The organism is Nocardia mikamii NBRC 108933 (assembly GCF_001613505.1).
GTDB classification, from domain to species: Bacteria; Actinomycetota; Actinomycetes; order Mycobacteriales; family Mycobacteriaceae; genus Nocardia; species Nocardia mikamii.
The window spans coordinates 1-17796 of sequence record NZ_BDCM01000013.1 but is presented as its reverse complement, the minus strand read 5'-3'; the positions used below and the strand labels follow the sequence as shown (position 1 = coordinate 17796).

The following is a 17796-nucleotide window of genomic DNA, read 5'->3' as shown; positions in this document are numbered from 1 at the left end:
CCACCGTCGTGCGCAACGAGTCGGCCTCGTCGCCGCCGCCCCTCCCGTAGATCGTCTCGAAACTGCCTGTCCAACAGCAGTTTTGGATGAAATATCCGAGGCTCGCGACCGCCTGACAATATCTTGCTATAGGGGAGAAATGCACAATGACGGATAATCGAGTCAGCCTCGCCGCGCAATGGACGGAGATATTCACCGCCGACGGCTCGGCACCGACCGAGAAACTCTCGGTGCAGTCCTGGCTGCGTTACAGCCTCATTATTCGACGCGTTGAATTTCTACCGTTGACGGTGACGGTTCCTTTGGTGCCGGCCCTTCTCATGGCTCGGACGATGCGCGAATTGCTGTCCCTCGACATGCTGCTCGCGACCATCGTCGTGGTGGTCTCCATTCAGATCGGCAATATGGCCAACTGCCTCGCCGACCGCCGGATGGACGCGATCTACAAGACCAGGCTGTCGAGTGCGGTCTACGGCCTGGGCGTCGGCCGGGTGATCCGCCAGATCGTGGTCGCCATGCTGATCGTGGGAGTCGCGGAGGGCTGGCTGACCTACCGCACCGGGCATCTGGATCTGCTGCTCATCGGCGGTCTGTGGGCGGTGCTGGGCATGGGCTACTCGCTGCCGCCGCTGCACCTCAACGGCCGCGGCATCTGGCAGCTGCCGGTGCTGCACGCCGTGTACTTCGTCCTGCCGGGATTGTTCGTACTGCGCGCGTTCGAAGGGCCGCTGTCGTGGGCGGCGATCGCCGCGATCTGCGGCTTCAGCCTCACCAACATCGGCATCATCGTCATCAGTCACGCCGAGGACTTCCCCGAGGACGAACTGTATTCGGTGATGACCTACGTCCGGACCCTCGGACTGACCCGCGCGCTCGGGCTCGGGGTGGCGATGCTGTCGCTCGGAGCGATCGTCGTCACCGCGTCGATCGTGGTGCTGGCCGGCCCGGTCTGGGGACTGGTGCCGTATCTGGCGGCCTGCCTGTTCGCGGTGCGGTTCATGGCCCGCACCGCCCGGGCGGTGCGCGGGAAGCCGGTCGACGAGGGAGTGGCCGTGCTGCGCGCTTCGTCGAAACTCGCTCCGCTGCACACCCTTCTAGTCGGGTGGACGACAGTCGTCGCCGCCGTCTTCGCCTTCGCGGCCCGCTAGGCGCCGCCCTCATCGAATTACGAGTTAGGAGATCGGCGAATGGCGATCCTGTACAAACCCGCGGTGGCCTTCCCGGACGAGGTGGTCACCCTCGAACAGACCTTGGACGTCGCGCGCCGGCTGCACGCGGACCACGCGGACCTGGAGCTGGCGTTGCGGTTGATCCGCAACACCGGCGTCGAGACCCGCAACATCGTGCAGCCCTTGGATCGCGCGTTGCGGCACCCCGGTTTCGAGGAACGCAATCGACTGCACGAGGTGGAGGCGAAACGCTACGTGCCGGTGGTCGTCGGCGAGGCGCTGGCCAACGCGGGTAAGGCCGCGGCGGATATCGACGCCATCATCTACGTCTCGTGCACCGGCTTCATGATGCCGTCGCTGACCGCGTGGATGATCAACGAACTCGGCTTCCGGTACTCCACGGCACAGCTTCCGATCGCTCAACTCGGTTGTGCCGCAGGCGGTGCCGCCATCGCCCGCGCCCTGGACTACTGCCGGGCCCACCCCGGCGCGAACGTCCTCGTGGTGTCGTGCGAGTTCTGCTCGCTGTGCTACCAGCCCAGTGACGTCTCCGTCGGCACCCTGCTGTCCAACGGCCTGTTCGGCGATGCCGTCGCGGCCGTGGTGGTCTCCGATGCCGCCGTCGCGGGCAGAGCCGGAATCGAGTTGCGGCGCAACGCGTCCTACCTGATTCCCGGCACCATCGACTGGATCTCCTACGCGGTGCGGGCGACCGGCTTCCACTTCCAGCTCGACAAGCGGGTCCCGGGAACGATGGAACCGCTGGCGCCGGTGCTCCGGGCGGTCTCCGAACAGGAGGGCTGGGATGCGGGGGTCCTCGACTTCTACATCATCCATGCCGGCGGACCGCGCATCCTCGACGACCTGTCGAAATTCCTCGACGTGGCGCCGAACCAGTTCCGCTACAGCCGCGAGACGCTGACCCGGCACGGCAATATCGCCAGCGCCGTGGTGCTCGACGCGACCCGGCGACTCTTCGAAGACACCGACAACCCGAAGATCGGACGCGGCATCATCGCCGGGTTCGGTCCCGGAATCACCGCCGAGATCTCACTGGGAGAGTGGTACAGCTGATGTCGATTCACGGACTCTACGTAGCGCCGGGCGAGGGCAAACGACTCGTCAGCGCCGCACACGAAGTGGTTTTCAAGGTCACCGGCGAGCACTCCACCGCCGCGTCCAGTTTCGAGGTGCTGGTCCCACCGGGCTTCGACGTCGGGGCGCATCTGCATCACCATTCCGAGGAGCTGTTCTACCTCGTCGAGGGCGAGCTGGAATTCCTTGCCTTCGAACCGGTTTCGTGGGAAGGGCATTGGTCGCAGTGGCGCTCCGAGGAGGGCCGCACCGTCATCACGGCCGGCCCCGGCAGCGTGGTGTTCGTGCCGCCCGGATGCCCGCACGCGTTCCGCAACGCCTCCGACGCGCCGGCGAAGATGTTCTTCCAGGCCTCACCGCCGCCGGACCACGAACACTATTTCGAAGGACTCATCGAGATCTTCCGCACCGGCGCCGCGGTGGACCCGGCCGCCGTGGCGGCACTGCGCCAGAAATACGACATCGAGCAGATCAGCGAGTTGCGCTACCAGCCGCCGGGTGAGTGAGCCGCAGCGATGACGACCGTGCTCGGACTCGCTGGCTCGTTGCGGCGGCAGTCCTACAACCGGATGTTCCTGGAGGCGGTCGCGCACCTGCTGCCGTTCGAATGCGGCTACCAGGTGTTCGACGGACTCGGCGAGGTGCCGCTGTACAACGAGGACATCGATACCGCGGCGCCGCCGCCGGGCGTGCGGGCGTTGCGCGCCGCGGTGGCTGCGTCCGACGGGGTGATCGTCGCCTCCCCGGAATACAACCAGTCCGTTCCGGGGGTACTGAAGAACGCCCTCGACTGGCTGTCCCGCCCGCACGGCGGCGGCGCCCTGCGCGGGAAGGTGATCGTGCCCGTGGTGGTGACGCTGTCGCGCAGCAACGGCGCGCGCGGACTGGCCGACCTGAACCGGGTGCTGTCGTATCTGGGCAACACCGTGCTGTACCAACCGGAAATCGTGCTGGCCTCGGCGCCGAGCCTGTTGCGTCCCGATGCCGACGGGTCGGTGGTCGTCACGGATCCCGCCGTGCGAGCGCTGGTCGCCCTGGCGCTCGAACAGCTCGGCAACGCCCTCCGCGCGGGGACCGCGCGCGCCGGCGCCGATTTCGTCGCCGCCCACCGGGCCGTCGTCGAACGGGCGCGCTTCGCCCCGATGGTGCGTGAGGCGCTGAGCCGGGGCGCGCCGCCCGGCGTGGTCGCGGAGCGGCTGCACAACGCCGGCATCTCCGCACGAGAGGCGCAGGAATGGATCAGCGCCGAAATGGCAAGCGGCCCGGTTCTTTCGAGCAACGGACATCGAAGGGGAGAATCATGATCGACATCGGAACCGACAGTGGTCTCGACTTTCTCGACGACCGGGTGCGCGGTGTCGTCGAGCGACTGGAAGTGGCGGCCCGCGCCGACGGGGAGGTGATCGGCGCGGTATCGGTGCGATTGCGCGAACTCGGCGCCACACCGGATGCCGAGACCCTGCGGGCGATGACCGCCACGGGTGAGGCGGCGATGCTACCGGTCGCCCGTTCCGTGGGCCGTCTGCTGTTTCAGCTGGCGGTGAGCTCCGGCGCCGCCACGATCGTGGAATACGGCACCTCACACGGCATGTCGACGCTGTATCTGGCCGCCGCCGCGCAACGTACGGGCGCGCGGGTGATCGGCACCGAACTGAGCGCGCACAAGGCGGCGGTCGCCACCGCCAATCTCGCCGAGGCGGGTGTGGATGATCGGGTGCGCGTCCTGGTCGGCAATGCGCTCGAGACGTTGCCGACCGTGTCCGGCCCCGTCGGACTGCTGCTGCTCGACGGGTGGCTGCCCCTGCATCTGCCCGTATTTCGAGCGATGGAGCCGAAATTGACGCTGGGTTCGATCATCGTCTCGGACAATGTCTCCAGACATGCCGACCTGCTCGACGAGTTCCACCGATACGTAGCGGAACGCTCGCAGACCTATCTACGGACAACCCTGCCCCTCGACGACGGAATCGATGTGATCGTCCGGGTGCGGTAGCGTCCGGCCACCGGAGAGGAACGATGAAGAAGACCTCCGTACTCGAGCGCGTCGCGCGGGTCGCCGCGTTCCGCCCGAAGGTGATCCTCGGCGTCGCGCTGCTGGTGGTGCTGATCGCCGCCGCGGCCGGCAGTTCGGTCTTCGACCGGCTCGAGGCCGGTGGCTTCGCACCGCCGGACGCGGAGTCGACGCGGGTGAGCGAACTGGTGGACGCCGAATTCGGCGGCGTGGCACCGAATCTCGTCCTGACCGTCGGCGCCGACGGCGGCGTCGAGAGCCCCTCGGCCCGGCAGGCGGGCGTGGACGTGACCGCGTGGTTGCAGCGACGGTCCGACATCACGGCGGTGCAGTCGTATTGGACGTCACCGCCGGATCTGCGTGCGGCACTGCGCAGTTCGGACGGCCGGACCGCCTTGGTCGTGGCCCGCATCGCCGGTGACGACACGGCCCAGCAGAAGGCCGCCGACGAGATCGCCCGCGCGCTGCCGGCACCGGCGGGGGTGACGATTCACGCCGGCGGCTACGCGGCGACCCTGCGCGACCTGAGCGCGGTCAGCGTGCGAGACCTGGCCTCGGCCGAGGCCGTCGCCATCCCGATATCGGCGATCGTGTTGATCCTGGTCTTCGGGAGTGTGATCGCGGCGTTGCTGCCGGTGTTCATCGGGCTGGTGTCGATCGTCACCACCTTGGCCGTTCTCCGGCTGCTGACCGAGTTCACCGATGTGTCGGTGTTCGCGCTGAATACGACCACGGCGTTGAGTCTGGCACTCGCCATCGACTACAGCCTGTTCGTCGTGTCGCGCTACCGGGAGGAACTCGACCGGGGGGCGGACCGGGAGGAGGCGGTGATCCGCGCGGTCTGCATCGCAGGCCGCGCGGTGCTGTATTCCGCTCTGGTGGTGATCCTTTCGCTGTCGGCGCTGCTGGTTTTCCCGATGTTCTTCCTGCGCTCGTTCGCCTACAGCGGACTGGTCGTGGTGGCCGTGGCCGCGCTCGCGTCGGTGCTCGTCCTGCCGGCGTGCCTGGTGCTGCTCGGCGACCGGGTGAACGCCCTCGACCTCCGGGCGCCGCTGCGGCGTCTGCTCCGGCTGTCGCCGCGGCGGACGGTGCCGCTGGAGGACGGTGTCTGGTATCGCATGGTCACCGGCGTGATGCGCCGCGCACTGCCCGTCGCGGTGGTGGTCACCGCGTTACTGCTGCTGCTGGGTGCGCCGTTTCTCGCGATCAAGTTCGGCACTCCCGATGATCGGGCGATTCGCGCCGGGGTGGCCGACAGCAGGACGGTCGGCGACATCCTGCGTTCGGAGTTCGCACGCAATCCCACCGATTCGGTCACCGTCGTCCTGCCCGGCTATCACGGCGACCCCGGCGCCTATGCCGCTGAACTGTCGCGAGTGCCCGACGTCTCGGCGGTTCTCTCCGGCTCCGGTACCTACGTCGGCGGAGCCAGGATGGCGTCGGCACCGCCGGGGATGAGCGGCACCGCCGGAGAAGTACTCCTCGTCGGCACGGACCTGGACCCGTATTCGGTGGCCGGCGCCCGGCAGCTCGATCGGCTGCGCGCGATCGCGGCGCCGGCGCCACCGCTGTTCGGGGGCGCCGCGGCCGAGAACCGGGACGCGCTCGATTCGATCGGCGCACGCCTGCCCGTCGCCGCGGTGTGGATCGTGGTCGCGATGTTCTCGGTGCTGTTCCTGTTCACCGGGAGCGTGGTCCTCCCGGTGAAGGCGCTGCTGATGAACGTGCTGTCGCTCACCGCCGCGTTCGGGGCGATGGTGTGGATATTCCAGGACGGGCATCTGGCCGGCGTGCTCGGCTTCACGCCGACCGGCTATCTGGTTGCCAACGTCCCGATCATGATGTTCTGTCTGGCTTTCGGGATGTCGATGGATTACGAGATCTTCCTGCTCTCACGGATCCGTGAGGAGTGGCTGCGATGCGGCGACAACACCCGGTCGGTGGCGCTCGGTGTGGCCCGCACCGGTCGTATCGTCACCGCCGCGGCCGCGCTGATGGCGATAGTCCTGGGCGCCCTGGTCTTTTCCCGCCTGGCGTTCATCCAGTTGCTGGGTCTGGGTCTGGCGCTCACCGTCCTCGTCGACGCCACCGTGGTTCGCTGCCTGCTCGTTCCGTCGCTGATGCACCTGACGGGCCGCTGGAACTGGTGGGCGCCGCGGCCGCTGCGGTGGGTGCACGCCAGGGTCGGGCTGCGCGACGCGGAACCCGTCTCGGGATAGGTGGCGTCCTGCGGCGCGGGACTGCGATCAGCCTCGGTCGTCCGCGGCGGGGACGGCGCAACCGTCCGGACCGCAGGCGTCGCCGTCGCCGAGGACCTGCAGCGCGGGAGCGTGATCGGCCCACGCGCGCTCCAAGGCCTGGCTGAACACCTCGGGCGGCTGGGCGCCGGAGATGCCGTAGGTGCGGTCGAAGACGAAGAAGGGCACGCCCCGCGCGCCGAGTTGCGCGGCGGTGTTCTCGTCGGCGCGCACCGCGTCGGCGTAGGCCTGCGGATCGTCGAGGGTCGCGCGCACCTCGACCGGGTCCAGTCCCGCTCGCGCCGCCAGTTCGATCAACCGTTCCCGATCCCCGAACACCGGCCGCTCGTCGGCGAAATTGCCCTCGTACAGCGCGTCGAGTACTTCGTCCTGCCGTCCCCGATCCAGTGCGAAGTGCAGCAGCCGGTGCATATCGAAGCTGTTGCCGAAGTCGCGTCCCTCGGTGCGATACGGCAGGCCGACGGCCTGCGCCTGGGCGGCGATGCCGCGCTCGTCGGCGGCGGCCTGGGCCTCGCTGATTCCGTACTTCTCGGCGATATGGGCGACCACCGGACCGCTGTGCCCGGCCGGCAGCGTCGGGTCCAGTTCGAAGGACCGGTGGACGACCCGCACCTGCTCGCGGTGCTCGAAGCCGGCCAGCGCCTGCTCGAAGCGTCGCTTGCCCAGATAGCAGAACGGGCAGTTGATATCGGTCCAGATCTCGACCTGTACGGCCATGGTCACCTCATTCACCTCTTCGGAAAGTCCTGACATGTCAACCGGACGCCTGCCCCGCCTGTTCCCTGATATGTGACCGGCATCACATCACCTGGTGTCACGAATGCGGCGGCCGACTTGTCCCATCACCGAATCGCACAGTCGACCCGCCGCGAAAGGACAGGACCATGAGCGACATCGAGCGCAGCAACCAGGAGACCCAGCGCAGCAGCCGAGAGATCCAGCGCAGCAACCAGGAGACGCAGCGCGGCGACCAGGGGAGCCGGCGCGAGCCGGGCGCCGGACGTCCGCACGACATCGTCGTCCTCGGCGCCGGTTACACCGGAATGCTGGCGGCCATCCGGCTCGCGCGCCGCACCCGCAAGCAGCCGGTGCGCATCACACTGGTCAATCCGTCGGAGCGGTTCACCGAGCGGCTGCGCATGCATCAGGTCGCGGCCGGCGCCGAGCTCGCCGACCACCGCATCCCGGAGTTGCTGGCCGGCACCGGCGTGACCTTCCGGCGCGCCGCCGCCACGGCGATCGACCCGGTCGCGCACCGCGTGAACTGCGACGACGGTTCCGAACTCGGCTACGACACCCTGGTCTACGCCCTCGGCAGCCGCGCCGACACCACCACGGTGCCGGGTGTGGCCGAGCATGCCCGGACCCTCGACGATCCGCGCGCGGCGCATCGGATGTCGCGGCGCCTCGCCGAACTCGAGGCGAGCGGGGGAGCGGTCGCGGTCTGCGGTGGCGGTCTCACCGGCGTCGAAGCCGCTACCGAAATCGCCGAATCCCATCCCGGCCTGACCGTCACCCTGATCAGCACCGGGGAACCCGCCGCCATGCTGGGGGAGCGTCCGCGCGCCTACGTCGAACGTGCCATGGATCGCCTGAACATCGTGCGCCGCAGCGGAACTCGCGTGACCAAGGTGCTGCCGGACGCGGTGCGCCTCGACAGCGGCGTGATGGTGCCCGCCGGACTCACACTGTGGACCGCCGGAGTGCGCGTGCCCGCCCTGGCCGCCGAGGCCGGCATCACCACGGACGCGGCGGGGGCCATCGTCACCGACGCGACGTTGCGGTCGGTGTCGCATCCGGACATCTACGCGATCGGCGACGCTGCCGCGATCACCCAGCCGTGGGGCCGCATGCACGGCACCTGCCAGAGCGGGATGCCGACCGCGGCCTACGCCGCCGACACCATCGCGCGGCGACTGCGCGGAAAGCCGGTGCGGCCGTTCCGATTCGGCTACTTCCATCAGCCGGTCAGCCTCGGCCGCCGCGATGCCGTCATCGGATTCACCCACGCCGACGACAGCCCTCGGCGCGGATATCTGACGGGCCGCGCCGCGGTGCGGTACAAGGAGCTCGTCAGCGGCAGCCCGGTCCCGACGTTCCGGCTGAGCCGGCGCGCGAATGTCTCGGTCACCCTGTCGCGCGGCGGACGCGCGACCCGCACGGCCGGCCGCGTCGCGGCCTGAGGCGTGATATTGCGGGTGCTCGATCGAGCGGGAGAGGATGAGCGCATGGACGGTGATGCCGAGGACGCCGGTGCGGTGACCGCGCGGCCCGCGGACCCGCCGGCGGACCCCGGCGATGCGTTCGACACGCATCGCCGGCTGCTGTTCGCCACCGCGTATCAACTGCTCGGCAGTGTGGCCGACGCCGAGGACGTGCTGCAGGACGCCTGGTTGAAATGGCATGAGGCCGACCGGGACCGGGTCCGCCACCCCAAGGCGTATCTGGTGCGGACGGTGACGAACCTGTCGCTGAACCGGCTGACCAGCGCCCGCGCGGTACGCGAAACCTATGTCGGCCCGTGGCTGCCCGAACCGCTGCTCAGTGAACCCGATGCCACCGAGCGTGTCGAGATCGTCGACACGGTGTCCACGGCGATGCTGGTCGTGCTGGAGACGCTGGGCCCGGTCGAACGCGCGGTGTTCGTGCTGCGCGACGTCTTCGGCTTCTCGGCTGCCGAGATCGCCGGCTTCCTCGATCGGCCCGAGCCGACCGTCCGGCAGATCTCGCATCGGGCCCGCGATCACGTGCAGGCGCGCCGCCCGCGTTACGACACCGATCCCGTTGCGCGGCAGGAGATCACCGAGCGGTTCCTGGCGGCCGCCAACGGGGGCGACGTCAATGCGCTGATGCGACTGCTCGCTCCCGATGTCACCCTGTGGAACGACGGCGGCGGCAAGGTCACCGCGGCGCGGCGCCCGCTGCACGGCCCCGACCATGTCGCCCGGTGGCTGCTCGGCGTCCTGGCCAAACCCGTCCTGACCGGCATCCGGATGCGAGCCGCGGTGCTGAACGGCGAGCTGAGCGTGGTCGGCGAGATCGGCGGATTCCCGGTCGGCGCGCTCACCTTCGACATCCTCGACGGCCGCGTGCGGAATCTGCGCTTCCAGGTGAATCCCGACAAGCTCGCCGGCCTGCGCCCGTCGCGGTAGATCCGCAACCCTGATTCGACCGAAATGTCCTGTGCGGCTGCGGGATGCGCTATTTTTGTCATCCGCCGGGACAGTTCCGGCCGAGATCAGAATGGTAGGAGTTTCACAAGTGCACAGCGTAGCGAGCCGCACCCGTCGATCCGGCGCCAGGATTCCGGCCCGTCGAACCACCTTGACCGGCTGGCTGCTCGCCGCCGGTGTCGGCTTCGCCGCCGTCTTCGCCCCCGCCACCACCGCCACCGCCGCCCCGGCCTTCGTCTCCTGCCCCGCGGGCGATTACGAGAACGTCGACCACGCCTGCGTCCCACGTCCCGGCTCGGATCCCGACGGCGCGACCGCACAGTGCGGCGACGGCACCTACAGCTACAGCCGCCACCGCAGCGGCACCTGCTCGCATCACGGCGGTGTCGAGCGCTGGCTCTGACCGAGCCGGGCGGTCCACGGTGGGCGTGGCGCCGGTCACCACGGGTGCTCGAGTAAGAATGAGAACCCGTGTCTGCCGAGGAACTCGCCGTGGAACCGCTGGCCGCCGCCCGCCGCGTGCTGGGCGCGACGATGCGGTCCGGCCCGGTCGCCGTACGCATCGTGGAGGTCGAGGCGTACGGCGGTGACCCGGCCGGACCCTGGCACGACCCGGCTGCCCACTCCGGACGCGGCCGCACCCCTCGTAATGCCGTCATGTTCGGGCCGCCCGGCATGCTCTACGTCTATTTCAGTTACGGCATGCACACCTGCGTGAACGTCACCAGCGGCCCCGACGGCGTCGCCAGTGCGGTGCTGCTGCGGGCCGGTGAGGTGATCGAGGGGCACGAGGTCGCGCGCTCCCGGCGTCCCGCGGCCCGCACCGAAGCCGATCTGGCGCGCGGGCCCGGGAACTTCGGTAGTGCACTCGGAATCACCCTCTCCGACTACGGCACCGCGCTGTTCGATCCGGCGGCGCCGATCCGATTGGAGTTGGAGCCCGAGATCACCGACTCCGCCGCGATCGGGGTGGGCCCCCGGGTCGGCGTGAGCCTGGCCGCCGACCGCCCGTGGCGACTGTGGTTGCGCGACTCCCCGGCGGTCTCGGCCTACCGCCGCAGTCCACGCGCTCCCGAGGTCGGGCGGTCGGCCTGAGCGCTCAGCTCGTCACATCGGCCGGGACCCGTGCGCGCTGCGCCGCCGCGACCGTCGCCGCCAGTTCGGCCGTCGCGACAGTATCGGCGACGCCGAGCGCCCAGCGAGTGTCGCCGCCGATCCGGAACTCCCCGTAGACGACGAATTCCGCATCCGCGCGGGGCAGCCGGTGGCCGGTCGAGTGCAGCGATTCGATCGAGATGTCGTGCGCGGCGAGTAATTCGATGAATGTGCTCGCGGCATCGGCGGGCGCCGAGGTGGTCTCGACGTCCCCGTCGGTACCCGGCGCGGTGAACACGATGTCGCCGGATTCGTTGTGCCGCAACCGAATCCGGCCCGCGGCACAGTCGATACCGTCGCCGGCCGGGCCGTAGACCTGCCGCAGCAGATCCCACAACCACCGCGCGGTCACCTCGGCGCCGCTGTCGTCGGTATGGCGCTGCACGTGCCGGGCGAAGTCGATCTGCCACCGTCGCGGCAGGTCCAGCCCGTAGCCGGTCTGCAGCAGATAGGCGATACCGCCCTTGCCGGACTGTGAATTCACCCGGATCACCGCCTCGTAGCTGCGTCCGACATCCGCCGGATCGATGGGCAGATACGGCACCTGCCATTCGATCTCGGACTCCGGCACCCCGGCGGTCTCGGCCCGCCGGCGATGGTCGGCGAATCCCTTCTTGATCGCGTCCTGGTGGGTTCCGGAGAACGCGGTGTAGACCAGATCGCCGACGTAGGGGTGCCGTTCGGGCACCGGCATCCGGGTGCAGTACTCGACGGTGCGGCGGATCCCGTCGATATCGGAGAAGTCGATCATCGGATCCACGCCCTGGGCATGCAGATTCAAGGCGAGCGTCGCGATGTCGACGTTGCCGGTGCGCTCACCGTTGCCGAAGACACAGCCTTCCACGCGCTGGGCTCCGGCCAGCATCGCCAGTTCCGCGCAGGCGATGCCGGTGCCGCGGTCGTTGTGCGGATGGACCGACAGGATCACCCCGTCGCGGCGGCTCAGATTGCGGTCCATGTATTCGATCTGGTCGGCGTAGACATTGGGCGTGGCGACCTCCACCGTCGCCGGCAGATTCAGCACGACCGGGCGCTGGGGGCAGGCGCCCCACAGGTCCGTCATCGCATCGCACACCTCCAGCACGAAATCCGGTTCGGTGAGCATGAACACCTCGGGGGAGAACTGGAATCGCAGATTCGGCCGGTCACCGGCCAATCGCGCGATCTCGCGTCCACCCGCGACGATCATCTCCGCCACGTCGGCCCGGGAGCGGCCCAGCACCACCTCGCGCCACAGCGGCGCGGTCGCGGTGTACATGTGGATCACCACGTCGTTGGTGATCCCCTCCACCGATTCCAGGGTCCGGGCGATGAGATCGGCACGCGCCGGGGTGAACACGACCAGGGTCACGTCGGCCGGCGCCAGCTCGGCGTCGCGGATGAGGCGGACGAAGTCGAAATCGGTCTGCGAGGCGCTCGGATAGCCCACCTCGATCTCCTTGTAGCCGATCGCGACCAGCATCTCGAAGAATCGGCGCTTGCGCTCCGGATCCATCGGTTCGGCCAGGGCCTGATTGCCGTCGCGCAGGTCGACCGGCACCCACAGCGGGGCGGATTCGAGGCGTTTCGAGGGCCAGCCGCGCTCGGTCAGCGGCACCGAAACCCGGTGATACACATCGTGATAGCGATGCGAGGGCATGACGGAGGGACGCTGGCGATTCCAGTGGGAAGTGCGTTCGGGCACGGTATCGGCTTTCTGCGTCGGAGATGTCGACCGGCGCAGCCCAGCAACCCGCGGGCAGGGTGCCGGTCGTTCAGACCCCGCCGCGGCGGCCGAGGAGAAGCAGTCCCTGTCCCATGGGGGCTACCATAGCGAGTGATAACTCCTCAGACAAGTAGAGAGGTGCGGGCCGATGGCGACTGTGCAGAGGCAACCGCTCGCGGCCCAGGCCGCCCGGCTGCTGCTCGACCGGATCCGCGCGGGTGAATGGCAACTCGGACACAAACTGCCGGGCGAGACGACCCTGGCCGCCCAGCTGGGCGTCGGACGCTCCACGCTGCGCGAGGCGATCCGGGAACTGTCCGGTCAGGGCGTGCTCGAAAGCCGCCAGGGGGCAGGCGTTTTCGTGACCGCGCTGGAGGTGGCCGAGGACTGGGACGAGGTGTTGCGCCGGGCCGATATCGCCGCCGTCATCGAGGCCCGCATCGCCATCGAGGCCGAGGCCGCGGCTCTGGCGGCGCGGCGGCGCACCCCTGCCGACCTGCGGATCATGCGTAAGGCGCTGTCGGTGCGGGCCGGCTCCGACGATTCGGTCGAACGTCTCGTCGACGCCGACACCGCCTTTCACCGCACCGTGATCGCGGCCGCGCACAACGAGGTGCTGTTGCAGTTGTTCGACGCCTTCGTCCCGCGCGTGCACCGCGCGATGACGCAGATGTTGCGTATGCGGCCGATGGCCGATCCCGCCGCGGACCATCACGCCCACGAGGTGTTGTTCGAGGCGATCCGGGATCGGTCGGCCGACGCGGCGGCCACGGCCAGCCGGGTGCATCTGAGCGCCTTGAAATCCGCGTTCTCCTGACCGATGAATTCCTCCGGGGCGGCCCGTCTTCTGTGGTGAGCGCGCTCGAACAGACACCGAGCATCCGTAAGGACACCGAATCATGACCGCTATCACCGCCTCCGCCTCGTCCGTCACCTCCACCCGTCCCGGCACGATCCGCAACCGCGTGCTGTGGACCCTGCAGATCGTGCTGGGCCTGTTCTTCGTCATCGCCTCGGGGCTGCCGAAGGTGGTCGGCCAATCCGATGCCGTCCGCATCTTCCACGACATCGGCTGGGGCGACTGGTTCCGCTATTTCACCGGGCTGGTGGAGATTTCGGGCGGAATCGGGCTGCTCGTGCCGCGCCTGTCCTGGCTCGCCGCCGCCGGACTGTCGATCACCATGGTCTGCGCCGCCGCCACCCAGGCCTTCGTCATGGACGCCCCGGCGGGCTCGATCTTCCCGCTGGTCCTGGCGGCCGTCTTCGCCTGGATCGCCTACGAACGCCGCCCCGCACACTGAGGTCGAAACCGCCCGATGGGCCCGCTCCGGGAAAACGCCCGGCCCGGGCCCATCGGCATGTCGGCAGCGTCGCATGGGTCAGCCGCCGGCACCGGCGTCACGTTCCGGTTCCGCCGCAACCGGTTCGGTGCGCCGATGCATACCCGGGCTGACCCCGTAACGCCGTTTGAACGCGGCACTCAGACTGAACGCCGTCCCGTAACCGACCTGCCGCGCGATCGATTCGATCGTCGCGTCGGTGCCGCGCAGCAGGTCCGCCGCGCGGGCCAGCCGCCATTCGGTGAGGTAGGCGATCGGCGGATCCCCCACGAGTTCGGTGAACCGCCGGGCCAGCGCCGCCCGGGACGCACCGACGGTCGCCGCCAGTTCGGCGACCGTCCAATCGTGGGCCGGGTTGTGCTCGAGCAGCCGCAACGCCTGTCCCACCACGGGATCGGCGTAGGCGCTGTACCACTGCGGCGCCTCGGCCCGCGCGAACCAGGTGCGCAGTGCGGCGATGGTCAGCAGATCCAGCAGCCGGTCGAGAACGGATGCCTGTCCGGGAATATCGCGGCCGGCCTCGTCGACCAACAGTCCGAGCAGGCGTTCGTCCACCTCGTGACCGTCGAGTACGGCCCGCGGCGGCAGGGCGCGCAACAGGCGGTCGCTCACCGTGCTGGCCACCTCGTAGGTCCCGGTCAGCAGCGCCGTCGTTCCGGCCGCATTCGTCCCCCAGCTGCGCACCCCGAGATCCCATGTCTCACAGAGCAATTCACCGTCCGGAGTGGTCGTGGTCTGCCCGGGGTGAACGATCGCCTGCGGCGGGGTCGAGGGCTCGTCGGCCACCGTGTACGGGTCGGGACCGCGCAGAATCGCGACCGCGCCCTCGTCGAGCCGGATCGGATCGTCGCCGTCGGGCACGAGATAGGCGTATCCGCGGGTCACCACCACGACCGTGAGCGGCGCCCGGTCCTGGATCCGCAGCGACCACGGCGGGTCCAGCAGCGAGCGCATCACGAACGCACCGCGAGCGCGCGGGCCGTCGAGCAGGTCGGCGAGGGCATCCATCCCACGACGATCGCGCATGGCGGCGAGCGCGGCAACCGGGTTCCCAGCGGCGGTGGGGCGGCGGTGCCCCGGGAAATCGCGAACGATCACCGGCACGGCCGATCACCCGCGCAACGCGTCGGACGGTTCGCCGCCCGCCACCGTCGCTCCGCCCTCGGCCGCGGTCCGCCGGGCATAGTCGGCGAACGACCGTGGTGCCCGACCCAGCGCGCGCTCGACCCCGTCGGCGACGGCCGTGTTGCGACCGTCGAGAACGGTGCCGAACAGATAGGTCAGCGAGTCGACGACCTCGCGAGGCAGTCCCATCTCCGACATCATGGCGGCGTACTCGTCCAGGCTTACCGGCTGATACCTGATCTCGCGACCGGTGGCGGCGGCGATCGTGGCCACGGCCTCGGCGAAGGTCAGCGCCTGCGGCCCGGTCAGCTCGTAGATCTCACCGGCATGCCCGTTCTCGGTGAGCGCGGCGACGGCGACATCGGCGATGTCCTCGGCGTCGACGAACGGCTCGGCGACCGCGTCGGCCGGCAGTGTCACCTGTCCCGCCGCGATCTCCGCGGCCAGAAAGTCCTCGCTGAAATTCTGGGCGAACCAGCTGCACCGCACGACGGTGGTGGCCAGGCCGCTGCGCAGGGCGATCTGCTCACACCGCTGCGCTTCGGGCTCGCCCCGGCCGGAGAGCAGAACCAGTCGCCGCACCCCGGCCCGCCGCGCCGCCTCGGTCAGTGCGCTGATCGCCCCGTCGGCGCCCGGGGCGGCGAGATCCGGCTGGTACGCGAGGTAGACGGATCGGGCGCCGTGCAGGGCGGCGTCCCAGGTCGTCGGGTCGGCCCAGTCGAAGGGGAGTGCCGTCGAGCGGGAGGCCGGTCGTACCTCGATCCCACGCTCGGCAAGTCGCGCCACGACCCGGCGGCCGGTCTTCCCCGTGCCGCCCAAGACGACGACGGGACTGGCGTCGGTGCGGTCGAGGCCGCGGGAGGCGGTGGACGCGACAGCGGGATGATCGGATTCGGCGGTATCGAAAATCGTTGCAGTGCCGATGATTTCGTTCTGGCTGATGATGTTTTCGGTCATGTGTCGAGTACATCCGGAGCGGAGCCCCCCGGCCATGGTCCGGACGCTCGCACACATACGCGCGCGTCCACGCCGGGCTCGCGAACTGTTTCCGCCGATGATCGTCGTGATCGGCGCGCCGGCGTCGCTCGCCCGCCACCCGACGGCATGTCCATCCGGACAATGCCGACCCAGCGCAGCCGATCGCGCCCGGTGCGGAAAGATGGGAGGGCGTGAGCGCCGACATCATCGACGAACTGACCTGGCGTGGGCTGATCGCACAGTCCACGGATCTGGACGCCCTGCGGGCCGATACGGCGAAGGGCCCGATCACGCTGTATGCGGGTTTCGACCCCACGGCGGCGAGTCTGCATGCGGGTCACCTCGTCCCTCTGCTCACGCTCAAGCGGTTCCAGCAGGCCGGACATCGCCCGATCGTCCTGGCCGGCGGCGCCACCGGCCTGATCGGTGACCCCCGCGACGTGGGGGAGCGGGTAATGAACTCGACCGACACCGTCGCCGAGTGGGCCGACCGGATCCGCGGCCAGCTGCAACGCTTCGTCGACTTCGACGAATCACCGACCGGCGCGATCATCGCCAACAATATGGACTGGACGGGCAACCTCAGCGCCGTCGACTTCCTCCGCGATATCGGCAAACACTTCTCGGTGAACGTGATGCTCGCGCGCGAGACGGTCAAGCGCCGCCTCGACAGCGACGGCATCTCTTACACCGAATTCAGCTACATGCTGTTGCAGGCCAACGACTTCGTGCAGTTGCGCCGCGCCCACGGCTGCAGGCTGCAGGTCGGCGGCTCCGATCAGTGGGGCAACATCATCGCCGGCGTCGAACTCAACCGCCGCCTCGACGGCGAACAGGTCCACGCCCTCACCACCCCGCTGGTCACCTCCGCCGACGGGAAGAAATTCGGCAAGTCGACCGGCGGCGGCAGCCTCTGGCTCGATCCCGAGATGACCAGCCCGTACGCCTGGTACCAGTACTTCGTGAACACCGGCGACGCCGACGTGATCCGCTACCTGCGCTGGTTCACCTTCCTCGACCGCGAGGAGCTGGCCGAACTCGAGACCGCGACCGCCGAGCGTCCGCATGCCCGCGAGGCGCAGCGCCGCCTCGCCGCCGAGATGACCACCCTCGTGCACGGAGAGGCGCACACCCGCGCGGTGCAGCTGGCCAGCCAAGCGCTGTTCGGCCGCGGCGATCTGCACGACCTGGACGAAGCGACACTCGGTTCCGCACTGGCCGAGGCCGCCGGTGACGGCACCGTCGCGGAGGCCGGTCCCGAATCGACGATCGTGGATCTGCTGGTCGCCTCCGGACTGTCCGACAGTCGCGGTGCGGCTCGCCGTGCGGTGGCCGACGGTGGCGCCTCGGTGAACAACGCCCGCATCTCCGATCCGGACTGGGTGCCCGCTGATACCGACTACCTGCACGGACGCTGGTTGGTGCTGCGGCGCGGCAAGAAGAACTTCGCCGGCGCGCGCCGAGCCGGGAGCTGATCTGGCCATGACCTGAGTCACATCCGTGTGATTCAGGTCGGCCGCCCGCCCCTTCGAGGCTCGGTGACCTGCGCAAATGCGAGCCGACGTGGCGATTTGACGTTCCGTTCTCCGCCACGTAACTTATTCCAGGTCAGAGCGACACGGACACCGACCCGGAGCCGAGAGGCCCGGGACAACGAGGTAGGACGAGGAGCGCCTGACGGCCAGTGGGACCCAGAGATCGCGAGTTGACTTCGCGAGCTTCAGTGGTTAGGCTGGAAAAGTTGCCTCTCAAGAAGGTCGGTTAGCCGGCCGGACTGTTTGTGCGCC

General features: G+C 69.2%; 17 protein-coding genes. 13 read left to right on the top strand and 4 right to left on the bottom strand.

Annotation, left to right across the window (positions count from 1 at the left end):
• Window positions 1–305: 305 nt before the first annotated feature.
• From NMI01S_RS18160 to NMI01S_RS18135, 6 genes are read left to right on the top strand one after another with little or no spacing between them, the layout of a single operon-like run.
• Complete coding sequence (locus tag NMI01S_RS18160; RefSeq protein ID WP_167669917.1) at window positions 306–1148, top strand: UbiA family prenyltransferase; 843 nt, start codon at window positions 306–308, stop codon at window positions 1146–1148.
• A gap of 39 nt (window positions 1149–1187) precedes the next feature.
• Window positions 1188–2243 carry a type III polyketide synthase gene (locus tag NMI01S_RS18155; protein ID WP_062998819.1) on the top strand — a complete coding sequence of 352 codons (1056 nt, stop codon included), beginning with the start codon at window positions 1188–1190 and terminating at the stop codon, window positions 2241–2243.
• On the top strand, window positions 2243–2770 hold the full coding sequence (locus tag NMI01S_RS18150) for a cupin domain-containing protein (protein ID WP_062999768.1): 528 nt from the start codon (window positions 2243–2245) through the stop codon (window positions 2768–2770). Before NMI01S_RS18155 ends, NMI01S_RS18150 begins: the two co-directional genes overlap by 1 nt.
• A 9-nt stretch (window positions 2771–2779) precedes the next feature.
• Window positions 2780–3568: an NADPH-dependent FMN reductase gene (locus tag NMI01S_RS18145; protein ID WP_062998817.1), complete on the top strand. Its 789-nt coding sequence runs from the start codon at window positions 2780–2782 to the stop codon at window positions 3566–3568.
• On the top strand, window positions 3565–4257 hold the full coding sequence (locus NMI01S_RS18140; protein WP_062998815.1) for an O-methyltransferase: 693 nt from the start codon (window positions 3565–3567) through the stop codon (window positions 4255–4257). Before NMI01S_RS18145 ends, NMI01S_RS18140 begins: the two co-directional genes overlap by 4 nt.
• A 23-nt stretch (window positions 4258–4280) precedes the next feature.
• A complete protein-coding gene (locus tag NMI01S_RS18135; RefSeq protein WP_062998813.1) occupies window positions 4281–6494 on the top strand; it encodes an MMPL family transporter in 2214 nt (737 codons plus the stop codon).
• A gap of 27 nt (window positions 6495–6521) precedes the next feature.
• Here NMI01S_RS18135 and NMI01S_RS18130 read toward each other — a convergent pair whose 3' ends face one another.
• A complete protein-coding gene (locus NMI01S_RS18130; protein ID WP_062999766.1) occupies window positions 6522–7250 on the bottom strand; it encodes a DsbA family oxidoreductase in 729 nt (242 codons plus the stop codon).
• Between the two features lie 167 nt (window positions 7251–7417).
• On the opposite strand from NMI01S_RS18130, the gene NMI01S_RS18125 reads away from it, so the two are divergent.
• From NMI01S_RS18125 to NMI01S_RS18110, 4 genes are all read left to right on the top strand, one after another.
• Entirely contained in the window at window positions 7418–8716 is a 1299-nt protein-coding gene (locus NMI01S_RS18125) for an NAD(P)/FAD-dependent oxidoreductase (protein ID WP_084513059.1), read from the top strand.
• Between the two features lie 45 nt (window positions 8717–8761).
• A complete protein-coding gene (gene sigJ / locus NMI01S_RS18120; RefSeq protein ID WP_084513058.1) occupies window positions 8762–9685 on the top strand; it encodes an RNA polymerase sigma factor SigJ in 924 nt (307 codons plus the stop codon).
• Between the two features lie 109 nt (window positions 9686–9794).
• The gene (locus NMI01S_RS18115; RefSeq protein ID WP_245716923.1) at window positions 9795–10109 is read left to right on the top strand and encodes a DUF3761 domain-containing protein; all 315 of its coding nucleotides are present in this window, start codon (window positions 9795–9797) and stop codon (window positions 10107–10109) included.
• A gap of 68 nt (window positions 10110–10177) precedes the next feature.
• Complete coding sequence (locus tag NMI01S_RS18110; protein WP_062998811.1) at window positions 10178–10801, top strand: DNA-3-methyladenine glycosylase; 624 nt, start codon at window positions 10178–10180, stop codon at window positions 10799–10801.
• 4 nt (window positions 10802–10805) lie between these two features.
• On the opposite strand, the gene NMI01S_RS18105 is transcribed toward NMI01S_RS18110, so the two are convergent.
• On the bottom strand, window positions 10806–12500 hold the full coding sequence (locus NMI01S_RS18105; protein ID WP_062998809.1) for a 2-isopropylmalate synthase: 1695 nt from the start codon (window positions 12498–12500) through the stop codon (window positions 10806–10808).
• A gap of 214 nt (window positions 12501–12714) precedes the next feature.
• Here NMI01S_RS18105 and NMI01S_RS18100 point away from each other — a divergent pair, with 214 nt between their 5' ends.
• Window positions 12715–13383: a FadR/GntR family transcriptional regulator gene (locus NMI01S_RS18100; RefSeq protein ID WP_062998807.1), complete on the top strand. Its 669-nt coding sequence runs from the start codon at window positions 12715–12717 to the stop codon at window positions 13381–13383.
• Window positions 13384–13465: 82 nt separating this feature from the next.
• The gene (locus tag NMI01S_RS18095) at window positions 13466–13867 is read left to right on the top strand and encodes a DoxX family protein (protein WP_062998805.1); all 402 of its coding nucleotides are present in this window, start codon (window positions 13466–13468) and stop codon (window positions 13865–13867) included.
• A gap of 78 nt (window positions 13868–13945) precedes the next feature.
• Here the strand turns inward: NMI01S_RS18095 and NMI01S_RS18090 are convergent, their stop codons facing one another.
• Together NMI01S_RS18090 and NMI01S_RS18085 are read right to left on the bottom strand one after the other, a co-directional pair.
• Complete coding sequence (locus NMI01S_RS18090) at window positions 13946–14914, bottom strand: AraC family transcriptional regulator (protein ID WP_062999758.1); 969 nt, start codon at window positions 14912–14914, stop codon at window positions 13946–13948.
• A 102-nt stretch (window positions 14915–15016) separates the two neighbouring features.
• Entirely contained in the window at window positions 15017–15988 is a 972-nt protein-coding gene (locus tag NMI01S_RS18085; RefSeq protein ID WP_084513057.1) for an NAD(P)H-binding protein, read from the bottom strand.
• Window positions 15989–16200: 212 nt separating this feature from the next.
• Between NMI01S_RS18085 and tyrS the strand changes: the two genes are divergently transcribed.
• Window positions 16201–17484: a tyrosine--tRNA ligase gene (gene tyrS, locus NMI01S_RS18080; RefSeq protein ID WP_062998803.1), complete on the top strand. Its 1284-nt coding sequence runs from the start codon at window positions 16201–16203 to the stop codon at window positions 17482–17484.
• Window positions 17485–17796 lie beyond the last annotated feature (312 nt).